The organism is Paraburkholderia unamae, from assembly GCF_003096875.1.
Classification (GTDB): Bacteria; Pseudomonadota; Gammaproteobacteria; order Burkholderiales; family Burkholderiaceae; genus Paraburkholderia; species Paraburkholderia unamae.
Map to the genome: position 1 here is coordinate 313595 of NZ_QEOB01000011.1, position 25728 is coordinate 339322.

Consider the following 25728-nt stretch of genomic DNA (forward strand, 5'->3'; position numbering starts at 1 on the left):
TTTTATCTGACAGTTAGCCATTCGCGCGATGACAGGTTTCGATGCCTTATCCGGAGCCAATGCCGTTGATAACTACGGCAGCTTGTTACCCGGGAAGGCGTCCATCCTGGGTCGCGCCGCATTCACCGAACAGGTTGGCGCGGCGCATGAGCAAGGCTGGTATGCGAATATCGGCGAGAGCGCGCCCGAGCTTTCTGCGGTGGCCGTGGCGCTCGATTTCGGCGGCGACCTCCACGGGCTTTCGATTGGCGGCCCGACCGAACGCATTCGCGAGCGCTTGCGTGAGCACGTGGCGACGCTCATCAAGGCGAAGGAACAGATTCTCTTGACCTGGCAAAAGAGCGAGGCGGGCTGGGCGGCGGCGTTGTCGTGTTGGCGGCGATTGTACTTTGGTGCAATGACGAAGCGCGCGGTTGCGGTTATGTTGTCACCCGAACGGCGTGGGAGAGACGTTCGCTCTCCCCGTGCCGATTGTGCACGATTGTGCCGTTTGTGCCGATTGATTCGAGGTCGCGACATGCCCTTATCCGTGAAAGAACCCATCCGCGCCCAGGACATCAGCGCCGTCGACGAATTGAAGGCGGGGAGGGTGTTTCTGCTGACGGGGCACACACCACCAGTCGGCGAGCCTGAGCGCATCGTCATCAAGGGCGAAGCCGTATCGCAGAACAAGGCGGTGGCTTTCGCGAAGATCCGGCACGGCGGAATCACTGCGCGATTGGTCGATCCCGGCGCCGAACTCGTCCTGCTCAGCGGCGAGGAGAAAATGGCCTTGACGCGCTTCACGGATCGATACAGGGAATTGATCCGTCAATGCTCGACGGCACCCGGCGTCGCGGGCAACGACACCGGCAGGGTGCTGGCCGCACTGGATGCGGCTCTGAGAAACTCGAGTTACCAATGGGGGAAGATGAGGTTGCAAAGCCTCACCACGCTGGAGTACGCGCTCGCCCAACGCGCGAATGGCCACAAAACGCCGTTGCAGCGATTCATCGGCGCACTCAAGGGTCCCGACGGTCTCGAGAAGATGGGCAAGATCGTGGCCGCCGATTCGTTCATCGGCAATACCGATCGCATCCATCCGGGTTTTGACCCCTCGGGCTTGCGCAGGCCCCAAACGCGATCATGGCTCAAGAGCGGCAAGAGCGATCCGAAGGCCGCTCCCGATCTCAAGCTGGGCATGAAGACGTTTGTCAATCTGGGCAACATCATCGTGGTGGCGGGCGATCAGAAAGACCGGCGTTTCGAGGCGTCGCTGCTCGACTACCTCGATCCCGCGTCGCCATACGGCGATGTCGATCAGGACGTCGACGAGACCTATGCCATGTTCTGCCTCGCGGACGAGGCGAAACGCGTGGCGTTCGTCAACGACATCATCGAGGACTTCGAGACCGTGCTGAGCCCAGGTCGAAAGCGCTTCGATTTTGGCCATACCGTGCTTGGCGGCAATGCTGCGGCGCGACTCGAAGCGGGTTTGCTCGACGGGTGCAGGGCGATCCTGAAGCACTACGAAGGACGCGTGATGCCCACGCGGCCTTCGGCCAATCTGCAAAGGCGGCTCAACCTGCTGCGCAGGACCTTGAACTTGCCGGTCCACGATGTGAACCCGGTCCAGGGCGCTGCCGCGCCTCAGCAAACCCTGATCGGCGCGCACAGATTCGGGCTCAGGATCGGCGTGCACCGCGCTTGATCGAGCGGGAGTGGGCCCGGCAGCCACGGCCGAAAAAGGGAAGGAATCCTTTCTGGTTTTCGGAAAACCGAAGGCGCTCGATGGCGCTCACTGGAGGCTAAACAGGGGTGACGGAGCAGACCGGCTCTCAAGTCCGAGCAGCGCCGCTTTGCGATCGATGCCGCCCGCGTAGCCCGTTAGACTGCCCGATGTCGCGACGACGCGATGGCAGGGCACGATGACGGAAACAGGATTGCGGCCAACCGCGCTGCCGACGGCGCGTGCGTGATCAGCGCTCAAACCCACGTCTTTCGCCACATCGCTGTATGAGATCACGCTCCCATAGGGGATGGCGGAAAGCGCTTTCCAGACCCGCCGCTGAAACGGCGTACCGCGCAAAGCGATCGGAAGCGTGAAGACGCAGCGTCCACCCGCGAAGAATTCGTCCACCTGCTGCCGGGCGAGGAGGACGAGCGGCGGCGCGTCCTTGCGAACCGGCATGAGCGAGCATTCGGGGAAATATTTCTGGCCGACGAAGAACAGCCCCGTCAGGAAATCGTCTTCCACGCGCAGGGCAATATCGCCCAGTGGACTCGAAATCAGGTAAGCCGGTGTCATGGGCGTTGGCCTTCCAGTTGTTCCCAGATGCGCACGGTTGCGTAAGCGCGCCAAGGCTGCCATTTGTCGCCGTGGTGGCTGGGTTGGGGTGGATTCGGGCAGTCCGGCAGTTCTCGCGTTGCGGGGTTGCTTTCAGGAAAGGCATTGGGCCAACCCAGGGCGCGCATGGCGACGTACTGAACCGCCCATTCGCCGATGCCACGAATCCGCCGGAGCGCGGCGAGCGTTTCTTCCAGGGGCGCCGCCGGTTCGAGGACCATGCGTCCCGAGGAGACGGCTTGTGCGACCGCAATGACGGCTTCGGCGTGGGCCTGTGTGGCGCCGGCTTCCCTGAGCGCAGCGACCGGTGCGCAGGCGATCGTGTCGGCGGCCGGGAAGGTCCTCGTCAATCCTTGCGGGCCAGTAATATGCATTCCGAAACGATCTGCGACGCGCGAGAGGATCTCTCGTGCATCCGACATCGTGTCTTGTTGGCCGACGATGGCGCGCACGGCGATCTCGAAGCCGTCGAGGCTGCCCGGCACGCGCATGCCTGGGGTCACGCAAGCCAGATCGCCTAGATGCCCTTCGATCAGATCGGGGCGGGCGGCCAGATCAAAGAGGCGTCTCACACGCGCAAGAATCTGCCCGATAGCCGGGGCGAGGGCGACAGGAACCGTCACATCGAGTGCGTATCGATGCGGCGCATGGCGCACGCTGATCCAGCCAACAAGGGTCCGTCCGCCTTGATGCAATGCGACGGTGCGCGAATAAGCGTCGTCGCCGATATGCTCGACGGTGTCGATGCTGCGGCGCTCCAGGAAACCGAGAATGCCGGACCAGCAGAACGGCGGTCGATAGCCGAGCGCGAACGTCATGCTTTCCGCCTGCGGCGCGTCCGGCCCCTTGCGGAACCGGAGCGGATTGAGCCCATAACGCTTCAGAAAGAGATCGTTGAAGCGCCTGACACTGCCGAAGCCCGACGCCAGGGCAACCGTGTTGACGGGCAAACACGTGTCCGTCAACAGGCGCTTGGCCATCAGGAGTCTTTGGGTTTGCGCGAACTCGATTAGCGATACGCCGAATTCGGCATCGAAAATGCGCCTGAGATGCCGGTCGGTCACACCGATTCGGGCGGCCAGAGCGGCGACGCTGCCGTCATTCAGAAAGCCTTCCTCAACGAGCGCCGCGGCGGCCCGGGCCAGACGGCTCGACACGTCCAGCAGGCCGTTGCCCGGCGCAAGCTCGGGGCGGCACCTCAGGCAGGGACGAAAGCCGGCGCGTTCGGCCGTGGCGGCGTTCGGGAAAAAGGTGCAGTTCGCGAGTTTGGGCGGCCGAACCGGGCAGACCGGGCGACAGTAGATTCCCGTGGATGACACGCCCACAAAGAACCAGCCGTCGAAACGGCGATCTTTCGAGAGCATGCTTTGGTAGCAGGTTTCCGGGTCGAGGCGCATGCCCAGACTTTAATGCAAATAGAGGCTGGGATCTGGCCAGATTCGGACATGAGTATTGCGCGGGGCTAGGGGGCGGGTGTTCGCACAGGGTCCGATCGAAATGCCGGTTGCGCACACCGTCCGCGCCCCCTTTTGCCCGCGATAACCGCTCTCCACGGTCGTTCCCGTTAGAATTGCCATGGCCGAATCCGCGTTGCCCCGGTTGCACGACCGCGCACGCGACTGCCTTGCCATTTTCCAGTTCAATTCACGCGTGAAGACCGCTACCCTCGACCAACTTCGTGACGGGCAACTCGCCGGCGCGCGACAGCTCAAGCTCGCCTGCGGCTTGACCGAATTTCCGCGCGAGATCTTCGATCTCGCCGACACCCTGGAGGTGCTCGACCTCTCGGGCAATGCGCTCACCTCGCTGCCGCACGATCTGCCGAGACTGCGCCATCTGCGCATTCTGTTCGCCTCGAATAACCCGTTCACCGAGTTGCCGGCCGTGCTCGGCGACTGCGAATCGCTCAGCATGGTCGGCTTCAAGGCGAACCGCATCCGGCACGTTCTGGGCCATGCGCTGCCGCCGCAATTGCGCTGGCTGATCCTGACCGACAACGACATCGACGCGCTGCCGGCGGAAATCGGCGAGCGCCCGAATTTGCAGAAGCTGATGCTTGCGGGCAACCGGCTGCGCTCGCTGCCTGAGTCGATGGCCGACTGCAACCGGCTCGAACTGCTGCGCATCGCGGCGAACCGGCTCGACGCCTTGCCCGAGTGGCTGTTGCGCCTGCCGCGGCTGGCGTGGCTCGCCTACGCCGGCAATCCGCTGAACGCCATGCGCGAACAGGTGGCGCTGGCCAATGCGCCGGGGCCCGACATCGACTGGCATACGCTCGCGCTCGGACAAACGATCGGGGAGGGCGCATCGGGCGTGACGCATCGCGCCACGCGTCTGCTTGCCGACGGGCATCCGGTCCAGGCGATCGCCGTCAAGCTGTTCAAGGGCGCGGTGACGAGCGACGGGTTGCCGGAGCTCGAAATGGCCGCGTGCCTGCAAGCCGGACGGCACCCGAACCTCATCCCGGTGCTCGGCAGGCTCACCGGGCATCCGCTGGGCGAGCACGGACTCGTGATGGAGCTCATCGAACCGGCGTTTCGCAATCTCGCCGGGCCGCCGAGCCTCGACTCGTGTACGCGGGACGTCTACGCGGCCGATGCCTGGTTCGACACGCCGGTTGCGTTGCAGATCGCACACGGCATCGCGTCGGCGGTGCAGCACCTGCATCGGCGCGGGATCATGCATGGCGACCTCTATGCGCACAACATCCTGCATGACGGTGCAGGGCGCGTATTGCTCGGCGACTTCGGCGCGGCGTCGCTTCACGATATCGACGATCGCCCGCTGGCCGATGCACTCGAGCGCATCGAGGTGCGCGCATTCGGCTGCCTGCTCGAAGAACTTGCGCAACGCTCGGCCGCAGACGCGCATGATCGCGCCGCCATCGATGCGCTCGTTGCCGACTGTTTCGCCGCGCAGGCGCACGCGCGGCCATCGTTCGATGAGATTGTCGAGCGGCTGTGCGCGTTGGGCGCTAGTTGACGGTTTCCTGGGAGACCTCACCATCGACCGGCGTGTAGATCGCGAGTTTCAGCGCGGGATCGTCGTTCGCCTGGAACGTTGCATACTCGTAGCGCTGCGTACCGTGCTGCGCGTGCGCAAAGACCTTCTGGCCCGACGCGCCGCTGCGCACGTCGTGCGCCATCCACCAGCGCGCGAACTCGTCGCTGCCTGAACGCAGCCGCTCCACCAGTTCGACGAACGCAGGGTCGCCCGCATAGAGGTCGTGGTTCGTGCGAAACAGCGCGATCATGCGGCGCGCCTCATCGGACCAGCTCGCGCCAAAGAGCCGCCGCGCCTCGGGCTCGATGAACATGTAGATCATGATGTTGCGGTCCCGCGCGGCAAGACGATCGAAGCCGAGCAGGTCCGAGGCGGCCTCGTTGCACACGAGGATGTCCCAGCGCCGACCGGTCACGTAAGCCGGCAGATCGAGACTCGCGACGACCCGCGCGATGGTGGGCGGCACGCTCTCGCGGACGAAAGCGCGCGGCTCGTTGCGATGCGCGAGCGCGCGCAAATGGGCCGCTTCGGCCTTATCCAGCCGCAATGCGCGCGCAAGCGCATCGAGCGTCGCCTCCGAAGGACTGACCGCGCGCCCTTGCTCGAGCCGGACATACCAGTCCACGCCGATATCCGCTAGCTGCGCGACTTCTTCACGCCGCAGGCCCGGCGTGCGCCGGCGCTGTCCGTCGTTCAGGCCGACGTCAGCAGGTCGTAGCTTCTTGCGCCGGGAGCGCAGAAAATCGCCGAATTGGCTTCGAGTCGTGGTTGTCATTGCATTCGCTTCGCGCAGGGAGGGACTGCGCAATCCTGGGATCGCGCCGGGCCTTGTTGCCGATTTTAAGCCTGCCAGAATCGACGCGTCCCCCTACTGGAAGCGCCATGAAAGCCGCCATTCTGAAAACGCTCAACACGCCGCTCGCGATCGAACAGATTCCGCAGCCTCTTGCCGGCACCGGTGAGGTCATCGTGGATGTCGTTGCCGCGCCGGTATTGTCCTATGCGCAGGAAGTGTTCAGCGGCGCACGCCGCTATCCCATCGAATTGCCGATCGTGCCGGGCTGCGGCGCGATCGGCCGGGTGCGGACAACCGGTCCGGATGCGACGCATCTGCAAGCGGGCGACTGGGTGTTCTGCGACCCGACCGTACGCTCGCGCGACGACGCGCTCATGCCCGACATCGTGTTGCAGGGCTGGAGCGCGCGAGGCGAGGGCGGCGCGAAGTTGCAGCGCTATTTCCATGACGGGCCGTTCGCGGAACAACTGCGGGTGCCGACCGAGAACGCGGTGCGTATCGGAACGATCGGCACGATCGATGCGGCCGACGCCACGCGATGGTGTGCGCTCAACACGTTGCTCGTGCCTTATGGCGGGCTGCTGGCCGCCGATCTGCGCGCTGGTGAGATCGTGCTCGTGAGCGGCGCGACCGGCAACTTCGGCAGCGCATGCGTTGCGGTCGCGCTTGCCATGGGCGCGCGCTGTGTCGTTGCCCCCGGCCGCAACGCACAAGCGCTCGAAACGCTGGCGCGCAAATTCGGCGAGCGCGTGCGGACCGTTGCGCTTGGCGGCGACGAAGCAACGGATCGCGAGCGCATGCAACAAGCCGCGCCTGGGCCGATCGACTGCGTGATCGACCTCATGCCGCCTTCGGTGCCGGCCGCGACGGTGCGCACCGCGGTGATGGCGGTGCGCCCGTATGGGCGTGTAGTGCTGATGGGCGGTGTGGGCATGCTGGGCGGTGCGGGACTGGAGTTGCCGTATCCGTGGATCATGCGCAATGACATCACGTTGAAGGGCAAGTGGATGTACCCCACGCAAGCCGTGACGCTGATGACCGGTTTGATCCGCGGCGGCTTGCTGGATCTCGGTCATTTCGATGTGACGACATTTGCACTCGACGAAGCGAACGAAGCCGTTGCGCATGCCGCGGCGAACGGCGGGCCATTCAAAATGACGGTGATTTGCCCATAGGCCTGACGAATCATCGATCCCTATTTGCGTTTAACGAAGGCATCGTTCGACGGAATGATTACCGCTTCGCACAAGCGATCATTTTTTCCTTCTTTTTGCGGTGTTTATACAACACGTTCGTTGGTGCACACACGGCTTTTGTTCGCCTCTGATAGTCTTTTCGCAGCGACAGTTCGGGTGGTTATGAACCTTGACGCGTGCAATCGCGAAATCGAAGACTGGGGAGGCTCATCCATGTTGCATTGGCTTTCAAACCTGATTGCCCACAATGCCGCAACGCCGGAGAAGCAGGCTCAACGCGCGCTGGGTGAATTGCGCATGGCACTGTTCCAGGCCGAACAGCGGGTCCTGGACGCACAACTACAGGCCGAGTATTACCGCATGCGAATTGCGTTTTGCGAGGAAGTGCTGAAGACCGGCATCGAACAGGTGTCGGACCATCGGAAAGGACAGCTCGAAGCGGTGACGCACGAATTGCGTCCGAACCTGAAGCTGACGACTTCGCAATAGCCGAGGGCCGGAGGCAGCCTTCACAGGGCGGGCTGCCTCGTGTTTCGAGGTAGAGGGAAAAATATCATAATGTGATGTAATATTGTTCTGTGGGCTTTACAACTGATGTAAGGCCGAATCCTTGTCACGATTTGGGGGCAAGGCGTACACGCCTTATGGTTGCGCGGGATGCTTGTCGTTTCGATCGATTTGGGGCGACAAGCGTCGCCTCCTCGGCATCGAATTTGCTGAATTGGTGTAGGGCCCCTTACGGGTCGATGGTTTTGTTTCAGTGAATATGAAACGGCCCATTCGAACACATAGATCCTATACCAGGAGACGATGATGGACTTCCGCAAAAACAGCCTCTCCAAGCCGGTCGAGAAGGACGATGCCGATCCGGCGAACGAACCTTACCTGCATCCGTATCAATCGCTCTTGCACGAGCCAACCGTCGCGCTGGTTGGCAACCCAAGCGATCGCGCCGATGTCGCTACGGCGGCGATTCTTGGCTACAACTAACGACTGCGCTTCTTTCCTTATTCGTCTAGCAGAACGTTAGCCCTTCGCGTCACGCAGCTTCGTGTGCATGCGCGAAGGGAGTTCGGTGTTTGTCGATCGATATGATAAGTATTCCGAATTGTGTGGATCGACTCGTGGACATCCCTCAGCCACCCCTGGGAATATCCAACGGCGCGACCTAAGGTGATTGTGTGTGGCGAGGAGGGTGGTTGCGGACTTATACATGGCCTCATCCCGTTTGCCAAATGATCTGGCCTACAGCAAGCAGGTGCTGGATTGCATATATACATTCGGCCTGTTGATGGCACGGTTGTTCCTGGCCCCAATGGATTTCGCCTGTACCGGGATGATCGCGATGAGCATGCGCGAGCTGGACCGCCTGAAGGTGATCGAGGCCGTCACCGAGGCACGGCTGATGCCGTGGCGTGCGGCTGAACGGCTGGGCATCAGCCGTCGTCAGGTGGAGCGACTGGTGCTGCGGTATCGCGAGTCCGGGGCGTCCGGGCTGGTTTCGCGGCGGCGTGGCGGCGCCAGCAATCACCAGTTGCCTGCGGGTCTGGCGCAGCGGGCACTGGAGATCCTCCGCGAGCGCTACGCCGATTTCGGCCCGACGCTGGCCTGCGAGAAGCTGGCTGAATGCCATGGTCTGGTGCTATCAAGGGAAACGGTCCGCAAGCTGATGGCGGACGCCGGACTCTGGATTCCACGCGCCCAGCGCCCGCCGAAGGTCTACCAGCCACGCGCGCGCCGGGCCTGCCTGGGCGAGCTCATCCAGATCGACGGCAGCGACCACCGCTGGTTCGAGGAACGCGCACCAGCCTGCACGCTGCTTTCGATGCGGCGCTCGCTTTTGGGCTGAAACGGGGCGAGCCGAACGGGCGCCTACGGGACCAGTTTGGTGCAAGCCCAGCGAATACGCCGCGGCCGTGCTCGTGCATCATGTGACGCCAGGGTGTCCCAATGCATCTGACTGACGACTTCTTCACTGCTCGTACCCGCGTACTTGTCTGGAGGACTCACCGATGTTGCCATCGACAAATGCGGGGGAAACGCGATGCAATCGTAGTCCGCATTTTTACGATGAACAAGATCATGGACGCATACAACCACACGACGCCCTCGGGCCAATGTCGCTCCACAGTCGTAGGAGCGTTCATCGTTGGATCGCTAGGCACTCATGCCGCCGCATCGCGGGGGCGAACGGAACAGAACGAATCCATAGAAAAAAGGTGCGAATGACATCAAGCGCAGCGGAATGGTGCCGCAATCACATTGCTCGTGATATTCGATGGTCTCTTTCCGCGGCATGGCGGATATCGTATCCGGGGTCGTTGGCGATTGGCAGCACAGCGATCTTCCTACTCAAACAGATGCTGCACACTATGGTAGTCGCGAGCCGCGCACGGACGGCATTATGCAGAAGCGGCGTAACGGTCCTCCCTCGAGTCCGTGTCGAGCAGCAACGTGCGTAACGTTCGTCCGTGGTCACCGTAGTCGGTGAAGTTGAGTGAGATCGAGCGCGCTTTGCAGCGGAATCGCACGCGTGGATCCACATCGGAGCGTGAAACTCGAGGGAGTGGCCTCTGCCGAAGCAGTCTGCTCCCGAGCATTCAGGCAGGTGGCGACACCGGACGGGCATTTTTTGACACTATGGGCAGAATGTCAAGCCGTCATCCGCTGTGTCCGTCGACTCGGGAAATGCAACTACCGGTCTGTTAGCATTTCGCTAGCTACGCAACTGCGTGGGCAAAGACGGTCTTCAGGCAACGGGGTGCGTCCTGACGCGCGGCTGGCGTGCCGACGTCCTGATGCTGCGCAGTGAACGCCTGGCACCTCGCACACCCTGCGCAGACTCGCGTCTCCATAGCCAGTTAAGGGACGTTCCTTCGGCGGGTACCGCATCGATGATGAAATATTGGCACGTCGGCTCGCCGACGTACGACGCCAGCCTCGCTGTCTTGGCCGATGGCAGTAAGAAAATTGCCTGGGGGAACTTCGACAGTCGCTGTCGGGTTCACCCAGGATAGCCCAGACCGTTGAGGACTATGTTCGGGTTCCGGCTGGGCAAGCCAGCTTCTCTCTTCGCGTCTTTCTCGACCAGTACCGCCCTGGCCGCTGCGGATGGACTCCGATAGCGATCAATGATGCAGAATTCTTACCCGAAGAGGCCAGCGGGCCCGGCGCAACGAGCGGATTTGCTGCACGGGGCGATGGTCCCGACCGTAAGACCTTTACGTACCGCTGTCTCCGGGTTGTGAATCTGCCCGGCGGCGAGCCGAAATTTCTTCTGAGGTGCATGCAAGCAGCAGCGTCCATACGCGACAGAAATGGACTATCGATCAACGGTGGGATTGTCGATGTTGACATGCAACTCGCACCGGGCCCGCCACAACCGGCGGTACCGTCTAAGGCTTCAGCTAACTGAAAGGCTGCGCAATGTCGCTGGATACCTGCCTCGGTAAAAGCGCCTTCAGTCTGAGAGGACATCGTCGACGCGCCTCAGCTGATCGGTCCGTCGCAGCTGCGGCGGATGGCTTGTCGCCCGCGACGCCGGAACGAAGGTCCCTTGTTCGAGCCGAGCGGCCGCTTGAATGGCAAGTTAAGCACTAAAGCGACCGTCTGAAGATGGCCGGCTACCGCCCGATATTGTCGGCCGGGAACCGCTGAATGGCTCGAGTCATCGCTCGTGTCTCGACTTTCCTTTCTTGCGGCCGCCCAACCACCACATCGTGGCCCCCAAAAAATGCCGCCGATCATGAACATACTGATATTTCTAGTGACATCTGGCATTCCGACTTCGTGTTGCTGCAAAACCTGAATTGCCGTGAAAATGACAGCGGTACCAACGCCCCAAGTCAGGGATCCGCGAACTACGACAAATCGCAGCATCGAATTCTCCATGCGAGCACGACAGGTTGATCAGACACACATAACAGAACGACTCAACCTCGACAGCGAGATCGACATGTAGCGACGAATTGTCGACAGTTTTGCCCGCTCTGTCGAATGCCCAAACGTGGCGGCACCGGCGGTTCGGAGGCGGCAGCGCGTTGTGACACACGCAACGGTGACAGAATCAACGCGGCCTACGCCAGTGCATGCATCAGGCGCGAGATAACTGACTTCTTTCCGATCACGTCCTTCAGCTCCTGGAGAGACACTGACGCTTCCTCGGGCGTGCGCGATGCTGGAAACCACCCTTGGCACTCTTACTGCCGCTTTGCCGAGAGCGACCGCATACGTTCAGGTACGCCTCGCCTTGATCCGCGGCCAGTAACCTTGCACAGTCGCGGGGCCATACCGGAACCTCAGTCGCACACTCGCGAGCAGGATTGGGATTTTCCCTGGCGAACGCTCGACGAAACCTCTCGCTATCACATCCCCGCGCAGGTTCGAGCGCCGGTATGCCTTGCATGCATCTCCGCAGCCTAAAATGCATTGGCCGATTCCCCACGCTTTTTATAGTCTCTCCCCACACTCTCGATCAGTGTCCGGCTCGTGCGCTGTTGCTCCAGCGGCAGATGGTGTCAAGGAGCTTTCCAGGCTTGCCGGCGGAACCGAGTGTGCCTATGGCCTCATATCTGGCCTTCGATAGCTTCGATAAAAAGGTGTCCGCGATAAGGACGCCGTGGAGACGATAAAACGTGAACCAGTTAAACGTATCTGAATTCATCGCGACAAGCGATTTCCGGCGTTTCCATTTTCTTCGTAAGCGACTCGTGCCGGCCGTTATGGACGGTGGCTGAGGGCGACATCAAAGTGATGCCCATCATTTCCGATCTGATGGGCATCACTTTGACACAGTCGGCAGAGAAGAAGCCGGGTACACGAACGGGGCGCCCGAATTACCCCCGGGAGCTTCGTGAGCGATTGGCAGCGGCCGCTTGTGAGCCGGGCGTATCAGTTGCAAAGCTGGCCCGGGAGAATGGCATCAACGCGAACATGCTGTTCACCTGGCGACGGCGATATCTGGCCGATCAGCAAACTCGGTCTGCCGGGCTCATGCCGGTCGTACTGCTAAGCGACACGCCGACGGAGGTCATCGCATCAGCTCCGGCAGAAGTGCAAGCGCAGAGCGCGAAGCCTGTACCACCTGTCGGCACGATCGAGATTCGGATCGGTCGTGCGGTGGTTAAAGTGGACGGCATGGTTGATGCCGATATGTTGCGGATCGTGCTGGGTAGCCTGCGCTCATGATCTCCCTACCGGCAGGCACGCGCATCTGGATCGCTGCTGGCGTCACTGATATGCGATGCGGGTTTCAGGGGTTGGCAGCGAAGGTGCAAACAGCGCTTGAGGAGAATCCGCTGGGCGGGAACGTCTACATCTTCCGGGGCCGTCGGGGCGATCTGGTAAAGATTCTCTGGGCTACGGAGGACGGAATCTGGCTGCTCGCGAAGCGGCTTGAACGAGGCCGCTTTATATGGCCCAAGGCCGACGGTGGCAAGGTCCATCTGAGCTCTGCGCAACTGTCGATGCTGCTTGAGGGCATCGACTGGCGGCAGCCCCGCCGCACTTCAGCACTATCGATGTTGTAAACCGCGCGGCGGACTCGTAAACTACGGCGCATGTCGAACGGCGCCGATCTCCCTGACGATATCGAACTGCTGAAGGCCTTGCTGGTCGAGGCCCGTAGTCTGCTTGCCGAACGCGATGTCGAGATTGAGCAGCTCAAGGCGCAGATCGACAAGCTCAGGCGCATGCAGTTTGGTCGCAAGTCCGAGCAACTGCAGCGGCAAATCGAGACGCTCGAGACTCAACTTGAGGACCTGGCCGCCGGGCGCGGCGTTGTGGATGTGCAGCGTGCGCAGGCCCTCGGTGCAAATGCGTCCACCTCGAACCCAACGACGGACGAAGCGGCTTCCAGGCAAGCGCTTCCCGCGCATCTGCCGCGCCAGGATCATGTGCTCGAGCCTGAATCAAGCTGCCCGGATTGCGGTCAACCAATGCGGGCGCTCGGCGAGGACTCATCCGAACAACTCGCCCGGGTCACAGCCGCGTTCAAGGTCATTCGCACGATCCGGCGCAAACTGGTTTGCCCATGCTGCAGCACGATCACCCAGCCGCCGATGCCCGGCCTGCCGATCGAGCGGAGCATTGCCCATCCGAGCTTGCTGGCAGATATCCTCGTCTCGAAGTATGCAGACCACCAGCCGTTGTACCGGCAATCCGCGATCGCGGCGCGCGACGGCGTGACGCTTGACCGGGCCAGCATGGGTCGCTGGGTGGGCCAGTGCGAGGCGCTGTGCGCACCGCTAACAGAGGCGCTGCGCCGCTATACGGTGTCGGCCACCAAGCTGCACGCGGATGACACGCCGATCCCGGTGCTCTCACCGGGCAACAGGAAGACCCGCACTGGCCGGCTGTGGGTCTACGTGCGCGACGATCGTCGCTCGGGCTCGACGCAACCGGCTTCCGTCTGGTTCGCGTACTCGCCGAACCGGCAAGGCATCCATCCTCAAACCCATCTCGCCAGCTTCAAAGGAACTCTGCAAGCGGACGCCTACGCGGGCTTCGACGAATTGTTCCGCGATGGCTCGATACGCGAGGCGGCATGCCATGCCCACGCGAGGAGAAAGTTCTACGACATCCACGTGCGCACGCCATCTGACACAACACAAAAGGCACTCGAATATATTGGCGGGCTCTACGACATCGAGGCCGCCATTCGCGGCAGGCCCGCCGCCGAACGGCTGCGAATACGGCAGGAGAAAGCCAGACCACTGCTTCAAATCTACGAAGCGTGGCTCAGGGCAAAGCTCGAAACGCTGTCGTCGAAGTCCGATACGGCCAAGGCGATCAACTACACGCTGAACCAGTGGAGCGCACTGGCGTTGTATTGCGAAGACGGTACGCTCGAGATCGACAACAACATCGCGGAGAACGCGCTGCGTTGCGTAAGCCTGGGCCGGAAAAATTTTTTATTCGCCGGCTCAGACAGCGGCGGCGAACGGGCAGCCGCGATGTACGCATTGATTGGCACTTGCACACTGAATGACATCGATCCGCGTGCCTATCTCGACTATGTGCTAACCCATATCGCCGATCACAAAATCAACCGCATCGACGAGCTCTTGCCCTGGTGTGTGGCCGATAAGCTGCACACGCGAGCCAGTCCGCCGCATACCGCCACCTGACCGGCAGCTCCAGTTCACCATCATGCTTTACGCGCCCGCGATTGGACGAACGGCCCAGCTGAGGCGCTTACTGAGATTTTGCGTATTCGAGTGGTTGAGGGCGCCGCAAGGCGCGTGCCGATACAGTCGCGTCTCAAGCTTTAACCAGCTGTTTAGATGTTCGCGGCGCCGTTTCACGGTTTGTCTCTAGGCCCATGATCGGCGTGACGTTGATCAGAGCGGCCGTGACGTCATCTCAAGCCGTTCTGCTCACCATCGCGATGATCGCAGTGGCGCGCCCCACGGATTGCCCACACTTCGCGAGCAGATGGTGGACTCTTGGGACTTCGGCCTTTGCGCTCGCGACTCAATGGAATGAGTTCGAGCGCGAGAGCCGACCGCCGCGCGCGGCAGTTGAAAGCGGCGTGTGCATCTCACGGCGCATCGTGAGCATGGCATGTCGTCTCAATCTGCAAACCGCTGCTTCTGAGAGGCAATGTGGACGAGCCAGGTACAGGTCTTCCGCCGAATCAGGCCCGTATTGCAGCGGTTATAACCCAGGTTTGCGCGTTCAGACGGAGAAGGGCTTCGTTGAGCTCGGCGGGCGAAACAGCGTCGAAAGTGACTACGAGTTCGTCAAAATGCTGCTTCCCGTTGCAATGCACGCGGCTCAAGCGCGCCCGTGCGGCGCAATGCCCCAGCGCCTGCCAGATGGGGACAATCCTGAGCCTGCCGGGCGCGGCACGCACTGTTAGACACACCGGATGTGCGACGGCGGGATGTTCGCGCAGAGAGGACATGGCAGTTCCATTTCAAGTTGCGCAATCATACGGACGTTAGGGATGAGAGTCCCCAGGTCGACTCAAATTCTAGGTTGACGGGGGAACTTTGCAGTTTCCGCGCCGCACTCGCCACGACTCTCGCAAAATATCACGCGTAAAAGAACGCCGGTAATGAACGCAACCGTATCAGTCCATTTAGCCGTATTGTCTACTGCCACAGCCCGAATCCAGCCGCAGTGGCCCAACAGACAAGCAATTTCCCAGATGGGGCCTGCGGTCGCGACGTCCAGATTCCGCGACGAGTTCATGCTCATTGCCATTCCTTCGACAAGAGCGGTAAGGCCGTCACGAACCAGGCAGCAGCCTTCCTCATACTAAGGTAGCCGCTCATGGGGGGGCAGGGCAAACTTGCCTGTCACGTCTGGCGTGAAATATTTATGGTGCGGCGCACCGATGGATGAATGGATTGCTCGAAACTCGTGGAACTACACGGGAGTCGGAGCACGAAATGGCCTCATGCCTCAGGTGGACCGACCGGGCGACTGATCGGGTCTGCCCAGCGAAATTCAGCGAGAGGGACAGACGACCTTTCGTAACAACCGGCTTTGCGCACCGCCGTGGCGAGGCTTCGGAATTCGTCGTCAGGTTGGTCCCAAAAATGCGCTTTCCAAGGCGCCTACGTGCGCCGCCGGGCTGAAAGTTGGTGGCAGTTCTTGTATGGACAGGCTGCGCAACGATGCAGACCGCCGCAGCGGTATTTTCGCGCGATCTGCCGAGTCTCGGAAGAGATGCTCTCAAACCTCAAGCGTGAAGTCCCCAGCAGCTGATGCACATATCCAGCTACCCGGCTGGTGAGCACAATATGGGTGCGGTACATCGGTTTGGCATGCTTAGGATCCGACAGTGAAACAAGCATTGCCGCGGAACGTCCTTTGCGCCACAAAGGTACAAATCCGCGAGGGGAAGTTCATGCCCGCCCGCTCAATCGCCTCCCTGTCGTTGTCTTTCGGGCTTGTTCCGATCCCAGTGAAGCTCTAGACGGCGACTGAAAGTTCATCTGACGTCAGATTCCACATGCTGGCGCCAAACGGCTCGTGCGCGTGAGGCAGCAATACGTTTCCGAGAAGACGGGTGACGTTGTCGAGCGTTCAAGCATGAACAAGGGCTACGAATTCGAAAAGGACAGATCCGTGTTTTTCACCAGCGACGAGCTAAAGGCATTGGAAGATGCCGCCAGTCATGTTGTCGAGATAATGGCCTTTATCCCCGAGGAGGCGATTAACCCGGTTTTATACGACAAGGCCTATTACATTGCACCTGACAAGCGCGGCGGAAAGCCGTACAGCCTGCTTCAGCAGGCGCTCGCGCAAAGCGGCCGGTGCGCCTTGGCTAAATGGGCATCCAAAAGAAGGACTCGAGTAGTGCAGGTGCGTGCAGAAGAAGATGGGCTCGTCTTTCAGCAACTGTTGTATGCCGACGAGGTTCGCCCACTAGATGAAGCTACAAAGAATGTCTGTTGGTCGATCCTTCTTACGCGGACGCCCATCACAATTTAGCGCTGTTGCTCGAAAGACGCGGCGACGCGCAGGGGCTAGTCCGCCACTTGAGCGCCTATCGGCGACTAACCAACTAAGCGATCCGTCCTGCTTGAGGGACCCGGGGACCGATAGATGCCTATTACGAGGGCTCGCTTGGCGGGCATGGCGCCTGCTCAGTGTGAGCTGCCACGTAGTGGACATTTCACGTTGCGATGGTCCAGGTATCGACTCGCCCGCGCCGGGGCCGGAAATACCGGCGCTCCCTTCCTCATCGGTCGGCGGCTATCCCCCAAATGACGTGCAGCAGGCGAAGAGGCTGCGCCGCGCGATCCAAGCCGGCCGCAATACTGAAACGCCGCTCGGGTTGCCCGCTGACGGCTGAAACGGAGGCTCAAATGACTGTAGATGCGACGGAGCAAAGGAGTGCCGATCAAGAGCCCGAAGCGAAGATCGACAAGGCGGTCGAAGAGACATTCCCGGCCAGTGATCCGCCAGCGATCGGCGGCACAACACGTCTAGAAGAGACCCACTCAGAAAGCGACCGGGAGGCGCGAATCCGACGGCGGGCGTACGAGCTGTGGGAAAAAGCAGGGTGCCCGAACGACCATACCGACGAATATTGGCATAGGGCAGAGGCAGAAATTTCAGCGGAGAATTCTGGCGGCGCAGGCGGACCCGGTTCGCCATAGCATATCGATCACATAGCCGCATAGCGTCGTGATGCTGCGAAAGTGGTATCAAGTAGTCGACCGCGGGAGAAGCGGCCTTTGTCGTCGCGCGCGCGATGGTGTGTGCGACGGACCTGCCGATGATCGCCGTGCTCCAGCCGGGCACACAACTATGCTTAAACGGCCGTTCGATCCGTATCAGCAGCTTCACGCGTATTGCCTGCCCTTTGGTGCGCATCTTGTTGGCGGGCAGACATCGCATCCGCGTACGCGCTTTCGTTTCTGGGCGCCGTCCCGCGAATGTGTGCAACTCGAGATCCAGGACGCCGGTTGCGCGAAGCCAGAGCTTATCGACATGGACGCAAGCGGCGACGGCTGGTTCGAAGCACAAGCAGATGCAGGCGCGGGCGCGTTATATCGGTACCGCCTCGATGAAGGCCTGGCGGTACCCGATCCCGTCTCGCGCTTCCAGCCACAAGACGTGCACGGCCCGAGCGAGGTGGTCGACCCGCGCGCATATCGATGGACGAATACCGACTGGCACGGCCGACCATGGGAGGAAACGGTGCTTTACGAGTTGCACATCGGCGCGATGGGCGGTTATAGACGTGTCATTACGCGACTGCCAGAGCTCGTGCAACTGGGCATCACGGCGATCGAATTGATGCCAGTCAACGACTTCTCGGGCAGGCGCAATTGGGGCTATGACGGCGTGTTGCCTTACGCCCCGGATTCCGCGTATGGCCGTCCCGAAGCGTTGAAACAGCTCATCGATGCCGCGCACGGTCTTGGCCTGATGGTGTTCCTCGACGTGGTGTATAACCATTTCGGACCGGACGGCAATTACCTTCATGCCTACGCGAAGACGTTCTTCCGGGAAGGCGAGAATACACCGTGGGGGCCAGCGATCGACTTCGAACGTCCGCAAGTGCGCGACTTCTTCTTCGAGAATGCGCTGTACTGGCTAAACGAATATCGCTTCGACGGTCTACGTCTTGATGCCGTTCATGCGATCGACAACGACGCATGGTTGGGCGAACTCGCCGACCGGATACGCAGTTCGGTCGAGGCAGACCGTAGTGTGCATCTCGTGCTCGAGAACGAGCGCAACACGGCCAGCCTGCTGGAAAAACACTTCGAAGCGCAATGGAACGATGACGCACACAACACGCTGCACGTTTTGTTGACAGGGGAAAATGAAGGCTATTACCGCGCGTATTCGGAAAGGCCGATCGAAAAATTGGCGCGCGTGCTTTCTGAAGGCTTTGTGTATCAGGGCGATCCGTCGCCCGTTCACGGTGGCACGCCCTGGGGCGAGAGAAGTACGCATCTGCCGCCGACGGCGTTTGTCATGTTCCTCCAGAACCACGATCAAGTGGGTAATCGTGCAATGGGGGAGCGTCTGCGCTCACTCGCCGACGATGATTCAATTCGCGTAGCTACCTGTTTGTTGCTTCTTTCGCCACAAATTCCGCTGCTTTTCATGGAGGAGCAGTATGGTTCCAGGCGCCCGTTCCTTTTCTTCACCGACTATCCCGACGAACTTGCCGACGGGGTTCGCGAAGGGCGGCGGCGCGAATTCGAAAAGTTCTCAGCCTTCGCCGATGAAAAGCGCCGTGCGCAGATTCCCGATCCGAACAATAGGCATACATTCGAACTTTCATCTTCCCATGGGGTAGACGAATATGAAAGTGATCGCCTCGACTGGTTGTATTTTTACCGATCGGTCCTCACCGTTCGCGCACAGCTCATTACCCCGCGACTGAAAAGCGCGAGAGCGCTCGGCGCTGATGTGCTAGGCGAAAAAGCCTTGATCGCCGGCTGGAGACTGGGCGATGGCGAAACGCTCAGAATCGCTTTCAATTTCGGCGCTGCACCAGTTGCGCTCGCCAATGAAGCACGCGGCAAAGTCATTTTCGAGATGCCGACTCGTATAGACGCCAACGAGACGAAAGGTGAGTTGAGTGGTCGCTCGTTCGTCGCATGGCTTACCGGTGACGTAGATATGAGCGTGCTCCCCAGACAGCGTATCGAGTGAAAGCGGTCGAAAGCGCGCCATTCGGCGTGCTATAGGACTTTTCTGAAGTAACTACTGCGAGTCCCTTTTTTGCACCTAACCGTCTAACCACTTCTTCTCCACCCAATCGGACATCGCTTTGCGCCAGCGCGTGAAAGCTATCAGAAAGAACGGCCTCGAAGATTCAAATACGCATCCACGTTGGGGCTCGGGCACGGCAGCGTCTGAATTGTAAGCGGACGGTCACCGCTAACCCGCGGCGAAGACGTGGCGCATTTGGCTGGCTTTGGCCTGAGCTCGTTCGTTACATGGCTGGCAACGAGCCACATATGTTACCAATCGTGCGGCGGCGTAGGGATATCTTTGATTGTCGTGGAGTTTTCCAGTTAGAACGCGTTAGGACTGTAGCGACTTTGCCTTTCGGCCCTCTATAGATTTTCTTCCTAATCGGAGACCTGCTGACCGCCAGGAGTGTGGGAGCGGTCCCCGCAGCCCTTGATCTGAGGGACGCAGACATAGTTCGCGTCAGTAGCTGCGCAATTGCAGCATCGGACACCCGAAAGGTTGCGAACCTCAGGAGAAGCCCGGTACGGCGCTCGGCGATCCGGCGATAGCCCTTGGCGCTGCGGCGAAGGCGCTATGTGGTGAATCCAGGTAGCTCGCCGCCGATGCTGCCGACGGTAGCGCACTTTACGAGCGCTCAGTCGCGCTAGCACCATAGCGCCCCGAGGGCGGCAGTAACGCCCAGGGAGTTGAAAAAACTCGAGGGCCTGTTCCGCACCGGCCCGGTAGCGGCCTGCGCGCAACGTTACTCGACGAAATGTGGCGCCCCGAACGACTCAGCGCTCGTGCGGTCACGATCAGGCGCCGCGCAGTCCTTGAGTACGCAAGTCAGCTACGCGCTTTCGATGGGTGTTTTCCTGCCGATCTCGCAAGGCTCGAGCGCTACTGGCACGTGACCCGCGCATAGCGAAAGCACCGTGTTCATGTAGCTCGGCAATTCATGCAGTGCGCTGAGAACAAGCGATGGGGTGCTGCGAACTCACCCTGTACGATCAAAGGAGACAGCATTATGGCGAACAAGGTGCCGAAAACTCACGACGCAGGTGCACCGAACTTGACGCCCCCTACCGACATCGGAGCGGAGGCTCGCAAAGCGGTATTGAGTGGGCTCACCACGCTTCTAGCCGATGTCTTTACGTTACTTGTCAACACCAAGAATTTTCACTGGCACGTGAGTGGACCGCATTTCCGGGACTATCATCTGCTGCTCGACGACTAGGCGGCCCTGGTTTTTGTGGTGGTCGATCCCGTCGCTGGGCGGGCGCGCAAGCTCGGCGGCAAAACGCTGCGCTCGGTGGGTCAGATCGCGTCCCTCAAGCGCTTTTCCGACAACAGTGATGCGTTTGTGGCGTCCGAGGCAATGCTCGACGAACTGCGTCACGATAATGAACCGCTCGTGAGATTCATGCGCGAACCCCATCAACTCTGTGACGAAAACGAGGACGTGGCGACGGCAAGCCTGATCGAGAGCTCGATCGATCAAACCGAGGAGCGTGTGTGGTTTCTGTTTGAAACGACCCGCCAAACTCGCTGATACCCGATCAATTCGCCCCCGTTGCGTAGCGCCGGCAATGCTCAAGATATCCAGCTTCATGGCTGCTCACCAATTGGACGATGCTCGTCCAGAGCCACAACGGCGCATCGATTGACTTCGATCGGCCGCTGCGGAGTTCGCCGAGCCACCTGCGTCGAGTCGTCGGATCCATCTGGCGGGCGTGGGCCTTGCCGACCACCGCAGCGAGGTAGAACGCGACTCTACGCGCTTCTTCCTTGTTGAGTTCTTCGATCTCGAGCTTGAGATCCTGCGGGAGCAGTTCGCGAATCACGACAGCCCGATCGAGCATGCGTGCCGCGCGCATCCGCTCGCCAAGAAAGGGGGAGAGATGACGGGCGCCTTCCACCACACGCTCCGCATTGTCACGAGGCATCGACGCGTCTTCGTACCGCGGCGCGGCGGCCTTGACGCCTTCCTTGATATCCATGAGGCAGAGATCGTCGCCTTCGATCACACCGCCGTCCACGTCGAGCAGCACGGCGTACCGAAGCCGGCCGAGCGAACTGCAGCCCTTGACCCAGTACGCCGCGTCGAGCACCTTGACCTTCCCCGCATCATTGCGACCGCTCAGGCCGGTGGGCAGACTCGAAATGGCACCGTCGCGAAAGAGCGCGTCGATCGCCTTGCATTCTGCCTGGCTGAGTGGCCAGAAACGCTTGCCCAAGGGAATCGTCGGCTCCAGATCCTCGATCCGCTCCTGGGCGAGGTGTTGCCATGAGCGGCGAACAGCCATCTTCATCGCTAGGTGGACAGCCTCGGGACGCTCGGGTAGCCGCGGTTTCCGGTGCTTGGCCTCGAACGCCGATTCATAGCCGGCGGCGAGCGCTTCGAGCATGTGTACGATCGTGAGACCGGACAGCGACGAGCCACGCGCCGCAGTCGCGAGAGACAGGCCAAGGCGGATCATGTCGTGCGCCGGATTGCCAATTACGGTCTGATCGAGATCGCGGATATGGACTTCGACCTTGCCGTCCTGGTTCGCAATGGGCCCAAGATTGCCGGTATGGCAGTCGCCGCAAATCCAGATCGCTGGTCCGTGCGGCAGTGAGTCGCCGTTCGCCTCTACGATCCATTCATAAAACTGTGCGGTGTTGCCCCGAACATAAGCGTGGGGCGATCGCGCCATTTTTAGACGGCGCTGCTCAGTAAGGATAGACGCCCGTCCGGCTGGCCTGGGCAACGGCTTCGACCGCGTGGCACGCACAGGATTCTTCGGCTTCTCTTCCTTCGCTTGCCTTTTCTTCTTCTGGTTGGACATGCGCGCTATCTCCTGGGCTCATTGAGTCTTATGCGGGCTTGAGTCTCCATGCGCCAGCATTCGCGGTTCAATTAGGGAAATCTGTGCAATCGGTTTGGTTGGCCGTTGCATGGAGTTTCGAGCGCCGAAGCCACAAATGCAAATGGGCTGGACGCTGCCCCAACAACGGCCTGGAAGAGGGCCGCCGGGGGCATCGGCCCGGCGTGCGCTCCGACAGCGAAGATTACGGCAGATCGCGCATGGGTGGCTCGACCGCAGATTGCCAGTAGGGCGCACGGTTGTAGTACTGATGCAGCTCGCTGCCCCAGGCCTGATCGGTCATAGACGGCCAGTGGTCCTTGTCGAATCCGGGGTCGTCTTTGATGCGCTGCGCGCTTACATCAACGCGGAAGCATTTCTCGACTGTGTCGAGCGTCAGCGCGCTCCACGGGATGGCATGCAGATGATCGCCGATGCCGAGAAAGCCGCCTTGTGCGAGCACGGCATATGCCACGCGCCCGCTACGCACGTCGAGCATGATGTCCGAGATCTTGCCCACATGCTCGCCATCGGCGGAAACGACTTTGTTGCCGTCGAGAGTTGCGGCAGCCATGATTTCGGGGCCCGGACCTTCTCCCGTACCGCCGCCGATGATGCGTGCGCCGCCCGTGGGCGCTTGAGGATTCATCATGGTCATGATCGACTCCTTTGAACGTGAGCACTCGCTGGCGCATTTGCCGTGCCGCTTCAGGCGTGAGGAAAGCATCGATGCATTTTATGCATGAGCGACGGTGAGGGCCGGTAACGCCGGGGAAATTGATTTCGACTTGCCCATACGCGACACCCTCGGCATGCGAGTTGCGCTTTGCGGATTGAGTGCCGCGCTATTGCTGCGCGGCCAATCGAACGCCAGGAGGCCAGCATGCAGAAGCGCACTCAAGCCAACTCAAAGGGAGTGCTGCATGGCACGCCTCCCGCTGATACGCAGCAGGCCGAACGCGACGCACGGGAAAAAAGCAAACACGAGCGGTCTGAAAATGAATTGCCCTCGACTCAAGACAAGAATCCGATTCCTCCCGGCACAACGCGTTCCAGCTGAAATGTGTGAAAGGCGCACCAGTGGCCGTCTGTGTAGTCCCACAGCAGAAGTAGAGTGCACCGAAAGGCCGATCGTCACAGGGAGGGCACCCGATTGCGTGAATCTCATGTGACTTTCCGGTTAGTCGAAGGCACATCGTGCCCGGCCCTCTGCGCCCTCTGCGGGCGAGCAGACCGACTTCACGTGATCCTCAACGCTTGTCACACCTTTGGGGTTCAGTGCCAGAAAAGCGCGATGAGAATGATGATCGGAATAGGGACACCGAGCATATAAAGAAGTATTGAGCGCATGTCTGCCTCCTCACAATTCAAGGTACGAGTGAATAAGATGCCGTCAGAGTTCGCGCATCCGGCCGCCGACCGTCGCCATGAGACTGGCGACGAATGCGCCCATGAGCAAGGAAATAAACAGCCACAGCGTCACATGGACAGTTGCTTTTCGGGCAGCTTCCACAGTGGCGCGCGCGGCGTTTTCCTCGGCGCTGGCGTGTTCCTCCAAGCGCGCCCAGGTGGTTGCGACACGCGCATGCGCATCTGCCGGCGCGAGCCCGGTTCTTTGAACCACGATGCGCGCCACGTAGTCGCTGTCCTCGGGCGAAAGCGGGCCGCCTGCTGGAAGGCTGTTAAGAAAAATGCGCGCAATTTCCTGCTTTTGCGCCGCTGTGGCGAAGAACTGGTCCTGACTTTGGGTGTTGGATTCAGTAGCGCCAGCAGCGGGGCGGAGCATGCCGTCGATCAGATAGCCCATGGGCCAGCTAGCATAGGCGGAGAGGGCGTTACCGCGGTTGACAAGCCCGCCTGTTTCGTTTGTCCTCCGAGAGGCGCTTTGCACGCCTGCGCTCACGCCTTCCCCGGCAAGCCCCGAAATAGCCGAAGTCAGGAACGCGGCGGAAAGGAGCGTGGCGAGCGCCCATGCAAGAAAGCCGTGCGCGGTGTCGCGAAAGTGGGTTTCGTCGGTCCCAATGCTGGGCCAATGCCGGCGCAGCCGCCCCGCGAGATAGCCACCGAGACCGGCGGCCAGGACCTGTGTCACGCATATCCAGATGATGGCCGCAACGCCGAATGTCTTCGCATGCGTGCCGCTGCCCGGCCATGGTGATAGCGACGAGAGGCCGAGACCGGTACCGAGCGTTAGCAGGATTAGGGAGAACGCCGCCATGCCGACCGCGCCCGCCACGATAGCGCTCCAGGAAACGGCGGCGCGGACGTGTCCGTATGACTGATCTGCGGCGCGTGCCTCAGCGTAGCCAGCCTTCGGTCGATCGGATTCTTCCATGGCGCTTTCCTCCTCACTCGTGGGACTGCGCGCCGTTGAGCCAGCCACAGTCGCATGTCGCACAGCAGAAAGCGTGCCGCGCAGCTTTCCGCTCGAAAGAACGAGGGGACACGGACTGCGAAATCATCTACATGATCGAAAGCACCTCGGCGTTGAGTGCCATTCCGCCTTTTCTCTTCGTTTCTGGTGACCAAATTGGAGCAGGATGGGGAGTTCGATGACCGCCTCTCCGTCGTCACGTGTCGATAGTCGCCTGCACCCGGAATTGCTCGCTGCGCTCCTCGACAAGCCTTTCCCGCGACACGGGTATTCGAAATGCTAGCCCTGGGCGCGGCAGGGCTCTGCAACAGGGTGCGCTGTCGGACACCACGAGACAGCGAAGAAGCAGAAGGCAGCAACGCCGCGGCGAGCAAACCTGCTAGCCAATGGTCGGCGATCGCGATAGCCGTATGCCCAGACGCGATGTGCATCGTTTTCCCAGGAACGGCGATTGCTACTGTCCGCACGAGCTCGGGCTTCTCTGCATGCGAGTGATCGTAGCTTAGCCAGGTGGTTGACTTCTGGAGATCCCATGACTTCCGCCTTCGTTGTGGCCAGTGGTACGGTAAGCCCGATTCTCCACGTGTTTGAACAGGAGGGTGGCTGGCATTGGGGCATCACCTTGCCACGATCAGGGCGCGGCGGGTTCAGGATCGTTGCGTATAGTGATCGGACGTTTGCGAATGAGACCGAGGCACGCGATGACGGCAGCGCTGTCCTGGTTCGAGGCGAATTCCGTTGACGATAGGCGGAAGGAGAACTGGGCGAAGGCCGGTGGGTGTAGCCCTGCACGCGTGCGGCGAGGGCCGCGTTCCGAACCCTTCGCCAACTAACTGACGAGACGCGATGCCACATGTTTTGATTGTCGATGACGACGCGGAGACCCGCGAGGCGCTAGCGGCCGTGGTGAGTGAAGACGGGCTGACCACCGCACAGGCGGGTGACCTGCGCGAGGCGCGCATCCAGCTCGTGCGGCAAATGCCGGACGTGGTCTTCACCGACCTGAAGCTGCCCGACGGCAGCGGCAC

General features: G+C 60.9%; 18 protein-coding genes and 5 pseudogenes. 16 read left to right on the forward strand and 7 right to left on the reverse strand.

Going from position 1 to position 25728, the window contains the following annotated elements; genetic code table 11:
• Positions 1-28 precede the first annotated feature (28 nt).
• Positions 29-1690 carry an IclR family transcriptional regulator gene (locus C7402_RS23890; protein WP_133254539.1) on the forward strand — a complete coding sequence of 554 codons (1662 nt, stop codon included), beginning with the start codon at positions 29-31 and terminating at the stop codon, positions 1688-1690.
• 87 nt (positions 1691-1777) lie between these two features.
• Here C7402_RS23890 and C7402_RS23895 read toward each other — a convergent pair whose 3' ends face one another.
• Both C7402_RS23895 and C7402_RS23900 read right to left on the reverse strand, forming a co-directional pair.
• On the reverse strand, positions 1778-2287 hold the full coding sequence (locus C7402_RS23895; RefSeq protein ID WP_116612384.1) for a methylated-DNA--[protein]-cysteine S-methyltransferase: 510 nt from the start codon (positions 2285-2287) through the stop codon (positions 1778-1780).
• Positions 2284-3723 carry a DNA-3-methyladenine glycosylase 2 family protein gene (locus tag C7402_RS23900; RefSeq protein ID WP_116612385.1) on the reverse strand — a complete coding sequence of 480 codons (1440 nt, stop codon included), beginning with the start codon at positions 3721-3723 and terminating at the stop codon, positions 2284-2286. Before C7402_RS23900 ends, C7402_RS23895 begins: the two co-directional genes overlap by 4 nt.
• 178 nt (positions 3724-3901) lie before the next feature.
• On the opposite strand from C7402_RS23900, the gene C7402_RS23905 reads away from it, so the two are divergent.
• The gene (locus tag C7402_RS23905; RefSeq protein ID WP_116612386.1) at positions 3902-5308 is read left to right on the forward strand and encodes a leucine-rich repeat-containing protein kinase family protein; all 1407 of its coding nucleotides are present in this window, start codon (positions 3902-3904) and stop codon (positions 5306-5308) included.
• Here C7402_RS23905 and C7402_RS23910 read toward each other — a convergent pair.
• Positions 5301-6104, reverse strand: a complete 804-nt coding sequence (locus tag C7402_RS23910) for a helix-turn-helix transcriptional regulator (protein ID WP_116612387.1) — start codon at positions 6102-6104, stop codon at positions 5301-5303. The two genes, C7402_RS23905 and C7402_RS23910, sit on opposite strands and share 8 nt — an antisense overlap.
• Positions 6105-6211: 107 nt before the next feature.
• On the opposite strand from C7402_RS23910, the gene C7402_RS23915 reads away from it, so the two are divergent.
• The 7 genes and pseudogenes from C7402_RS23915 to tnpC all read left to right on the forward strand — a co-directional run bounded on the left by C7402_RS23915 (position 6212) and on the right by tnpC (position 14448).
• Positions 6212-7300 carry a zinc-binding dehydrogenase gene (locus tag C7402_RS23915; RefSeq protein ID WP_116612388.1) on the forward strand — a complete coding sequence of 363 codons (1089 nt, stop codon included), beginning with the start codon at positions 6212-6214 and terminating at the stop codon, positions 7298-7300.
• A 234-nt stretch (positions 7301-7534) separates the two neighbouring features.
• Positions 7535-7810: a hypothetical protein gene (locus C7402_RS23920; protein WP_116612389.1), complete on the forward strand. Its 276-nt coding sequence runs from the start codon at positions 7535-7537 to the stop codon at positions 7808-7810.
• A gap of 324 nt (positions 7811-8134) precedes the next feature.
• Complete coding sequence (locus C7402_RS47050) at positions 8135-8311, forward strand: hypothetical protein (RefSeq protein WP_165841977.1); 177 nt, start codon at positions 8135-8137, stop codon at positions 8309-8311.
• Between the two features lie 355 nt (positions 8312-8666).
• Positions 8667-9143, forward strand: a pseudogene (locus C7402_RS23925) (helix-turn-helix domain-containing protein); the annotation flags it as partial.
• Positions 9144-12049: 2906 nt separating this feature from the next.
• Positions 12050-12508: an IS66-like element accessory protein TnpA gene (tnpA, locus tag C7402_RS23930; protein ID WP_244314919.1), complete on the forward strand. Its 459-nt coding sequence runs from the start codon at positions 12050-12052 to the stop codon at positions 12506-12508.
• The gene (tnpB, locus tag C7402_RS23935; protein WP_116612390.1) at positions 12505-12849 is read left to right on the forward strand and encodes an IS66 family insertion sequence element accessory protein TnpB; all 345 of its coding nucleotides are present in this window, start codon (positions 12505-12507) and stop codon (positions 12847-12849) included. Before tnpA ends, tnpB begins: the two co-directional genes overlap by 4 nt.
• A 30-nt stretch (positions 12850-12879) precedes the next feature.
• Positions 12880-14448: an IS66 family transposase gene (gene tnpC / locus C7402_RS23940; protein ID WP_116612391.1), complete on the forward strand. Its 1569-nt coding sequence runs from the start codon at positions 12880-12882 to the stop codon at positions 14446-14448.
• 1275 nt (positions 14449-15723) lie between these two features.
• Here the strand turns inward: tnpC and C7402_RS47780 are convergent.
• Positions 15724-15858, reverse strand: a pseudogene (locus C7402_RS47780) (ParB-like protein); the annotation flags it as partial.
• Positions 15859-16178: 320 nt separating this feature from the next.
• Between C7402_RS47780 and ku the strand changes: the two are divergent.
• From ku to C7402_RS48330, 5 genes and pseudogenes are all read left to right on the forward strand, one after another.
• Positions 16179-16708, forward strand: a pseudogene (gene ku / locus C7402_RS23955) (non-homologous end joining protein Ku); the annotation flags it as partial.
• A 23-nt stretch (positions 16709-16731) separates the two neighbouring features.
• Positions 16732-16842, forward strand: a pseudogene (locus C7402_RS48325) (tetratricopeptide repeat protein); the annotation flags it as partial.
• A gap of 300 nt (positions 16843-17142) precedes the next feature.
• Positions 17143-17436, forward strand: coding sequence for a DUF2934 domain-containing protein (locus C7402_RS23965; protein WP_244314920.1), 294 nt, complete (start codon positions 17143-17145; stop codon positions 17434-17436).
• A gap of 151 nt (positions 17437-17587) precedes the next feature.
• Positions 17588-19453 (forward strand): malto-oligosyltrehalose trehalohydrolase, encoded by a 1866-nt coding sequence (gene treZ / locus C7402_RS23970; protein WP_116612392.1) that lies wholly within the window; start codon positions 17588-17590, stop codon positions 19451-19453.
• 1051 nt (positions 19454-20504) lie between these two features.
• Positions 20505-21029: pseudogene (locus tag C7402_RS48330) on the forward strand (Dps family protein).
• A 7-nt stretch (positions 21030-21036) separates the two neighbouring features.
• Here the strand turns inward: C7402_RS48330 and C7402_RS23980 are convergent.
• Positions 21037-22308, reverse strand: coding sequence for a DUF2252 family protein (locus tag C7402_RS23980; RefSeq protein WP_112175311.1), 1272 nt, complete (start codon positions 22306-22308; stop codon positions 21037-21039).
• Positions 22309-22531: 223 nt separating this feature from the next.
• On the reverse strand, positions 22532-22984 hold the full coding sequence (locus C7402_RS23985) for a PRC-barrel domain-containing protein (protein ID WP_112175312.1): 453 nt from the start codon (positions 22982-22984) through the stop codon (positions 22532-22534).
• Positions 22985-23209: 225 nt separating this feature from the next.
• Here C7402_RS23985 and C7402_RS47060 point away from each other — a divergent pair, with 225 nt between their 5' ends.
• Positions 23210-23386, forward strand: coding sequence for a hypothetical protein (locus C7402_RS47060; RefSeq protein WP_165841979.1), 177 nt, complete (start codon positions 23210-23212; stop codon positions 23384-23386).
• 333 nt (positions 23387-23719) lie between these two features.
• Here the strand turns inward: C7402_RS47060 and C7402_RS23990 are convergent, their stop codons facing one another.
• Positions 23720-24661: a hypothetical protein gene (locus C7402_RS23990; RefSeq protein WP_112175313.1), complete on the reverse strand. Its 942-nt coding sequence runs from the start codon at positions 24659-24661 to the stop codon at positions 23720-23722.
• An 885-nt stretch (positions 24662-25546) separates the two neighbouring features.
• Here C7402_RS23990 and C7402_RS24000 point away from each other — a divergent pair.
• The coding region (locus C7402_RS24000; RefSeq protein ID WP_116612393.1) for a response regulator at positions 25547-25728 on the forward strand (182 nt) is incomplete at its 3' end.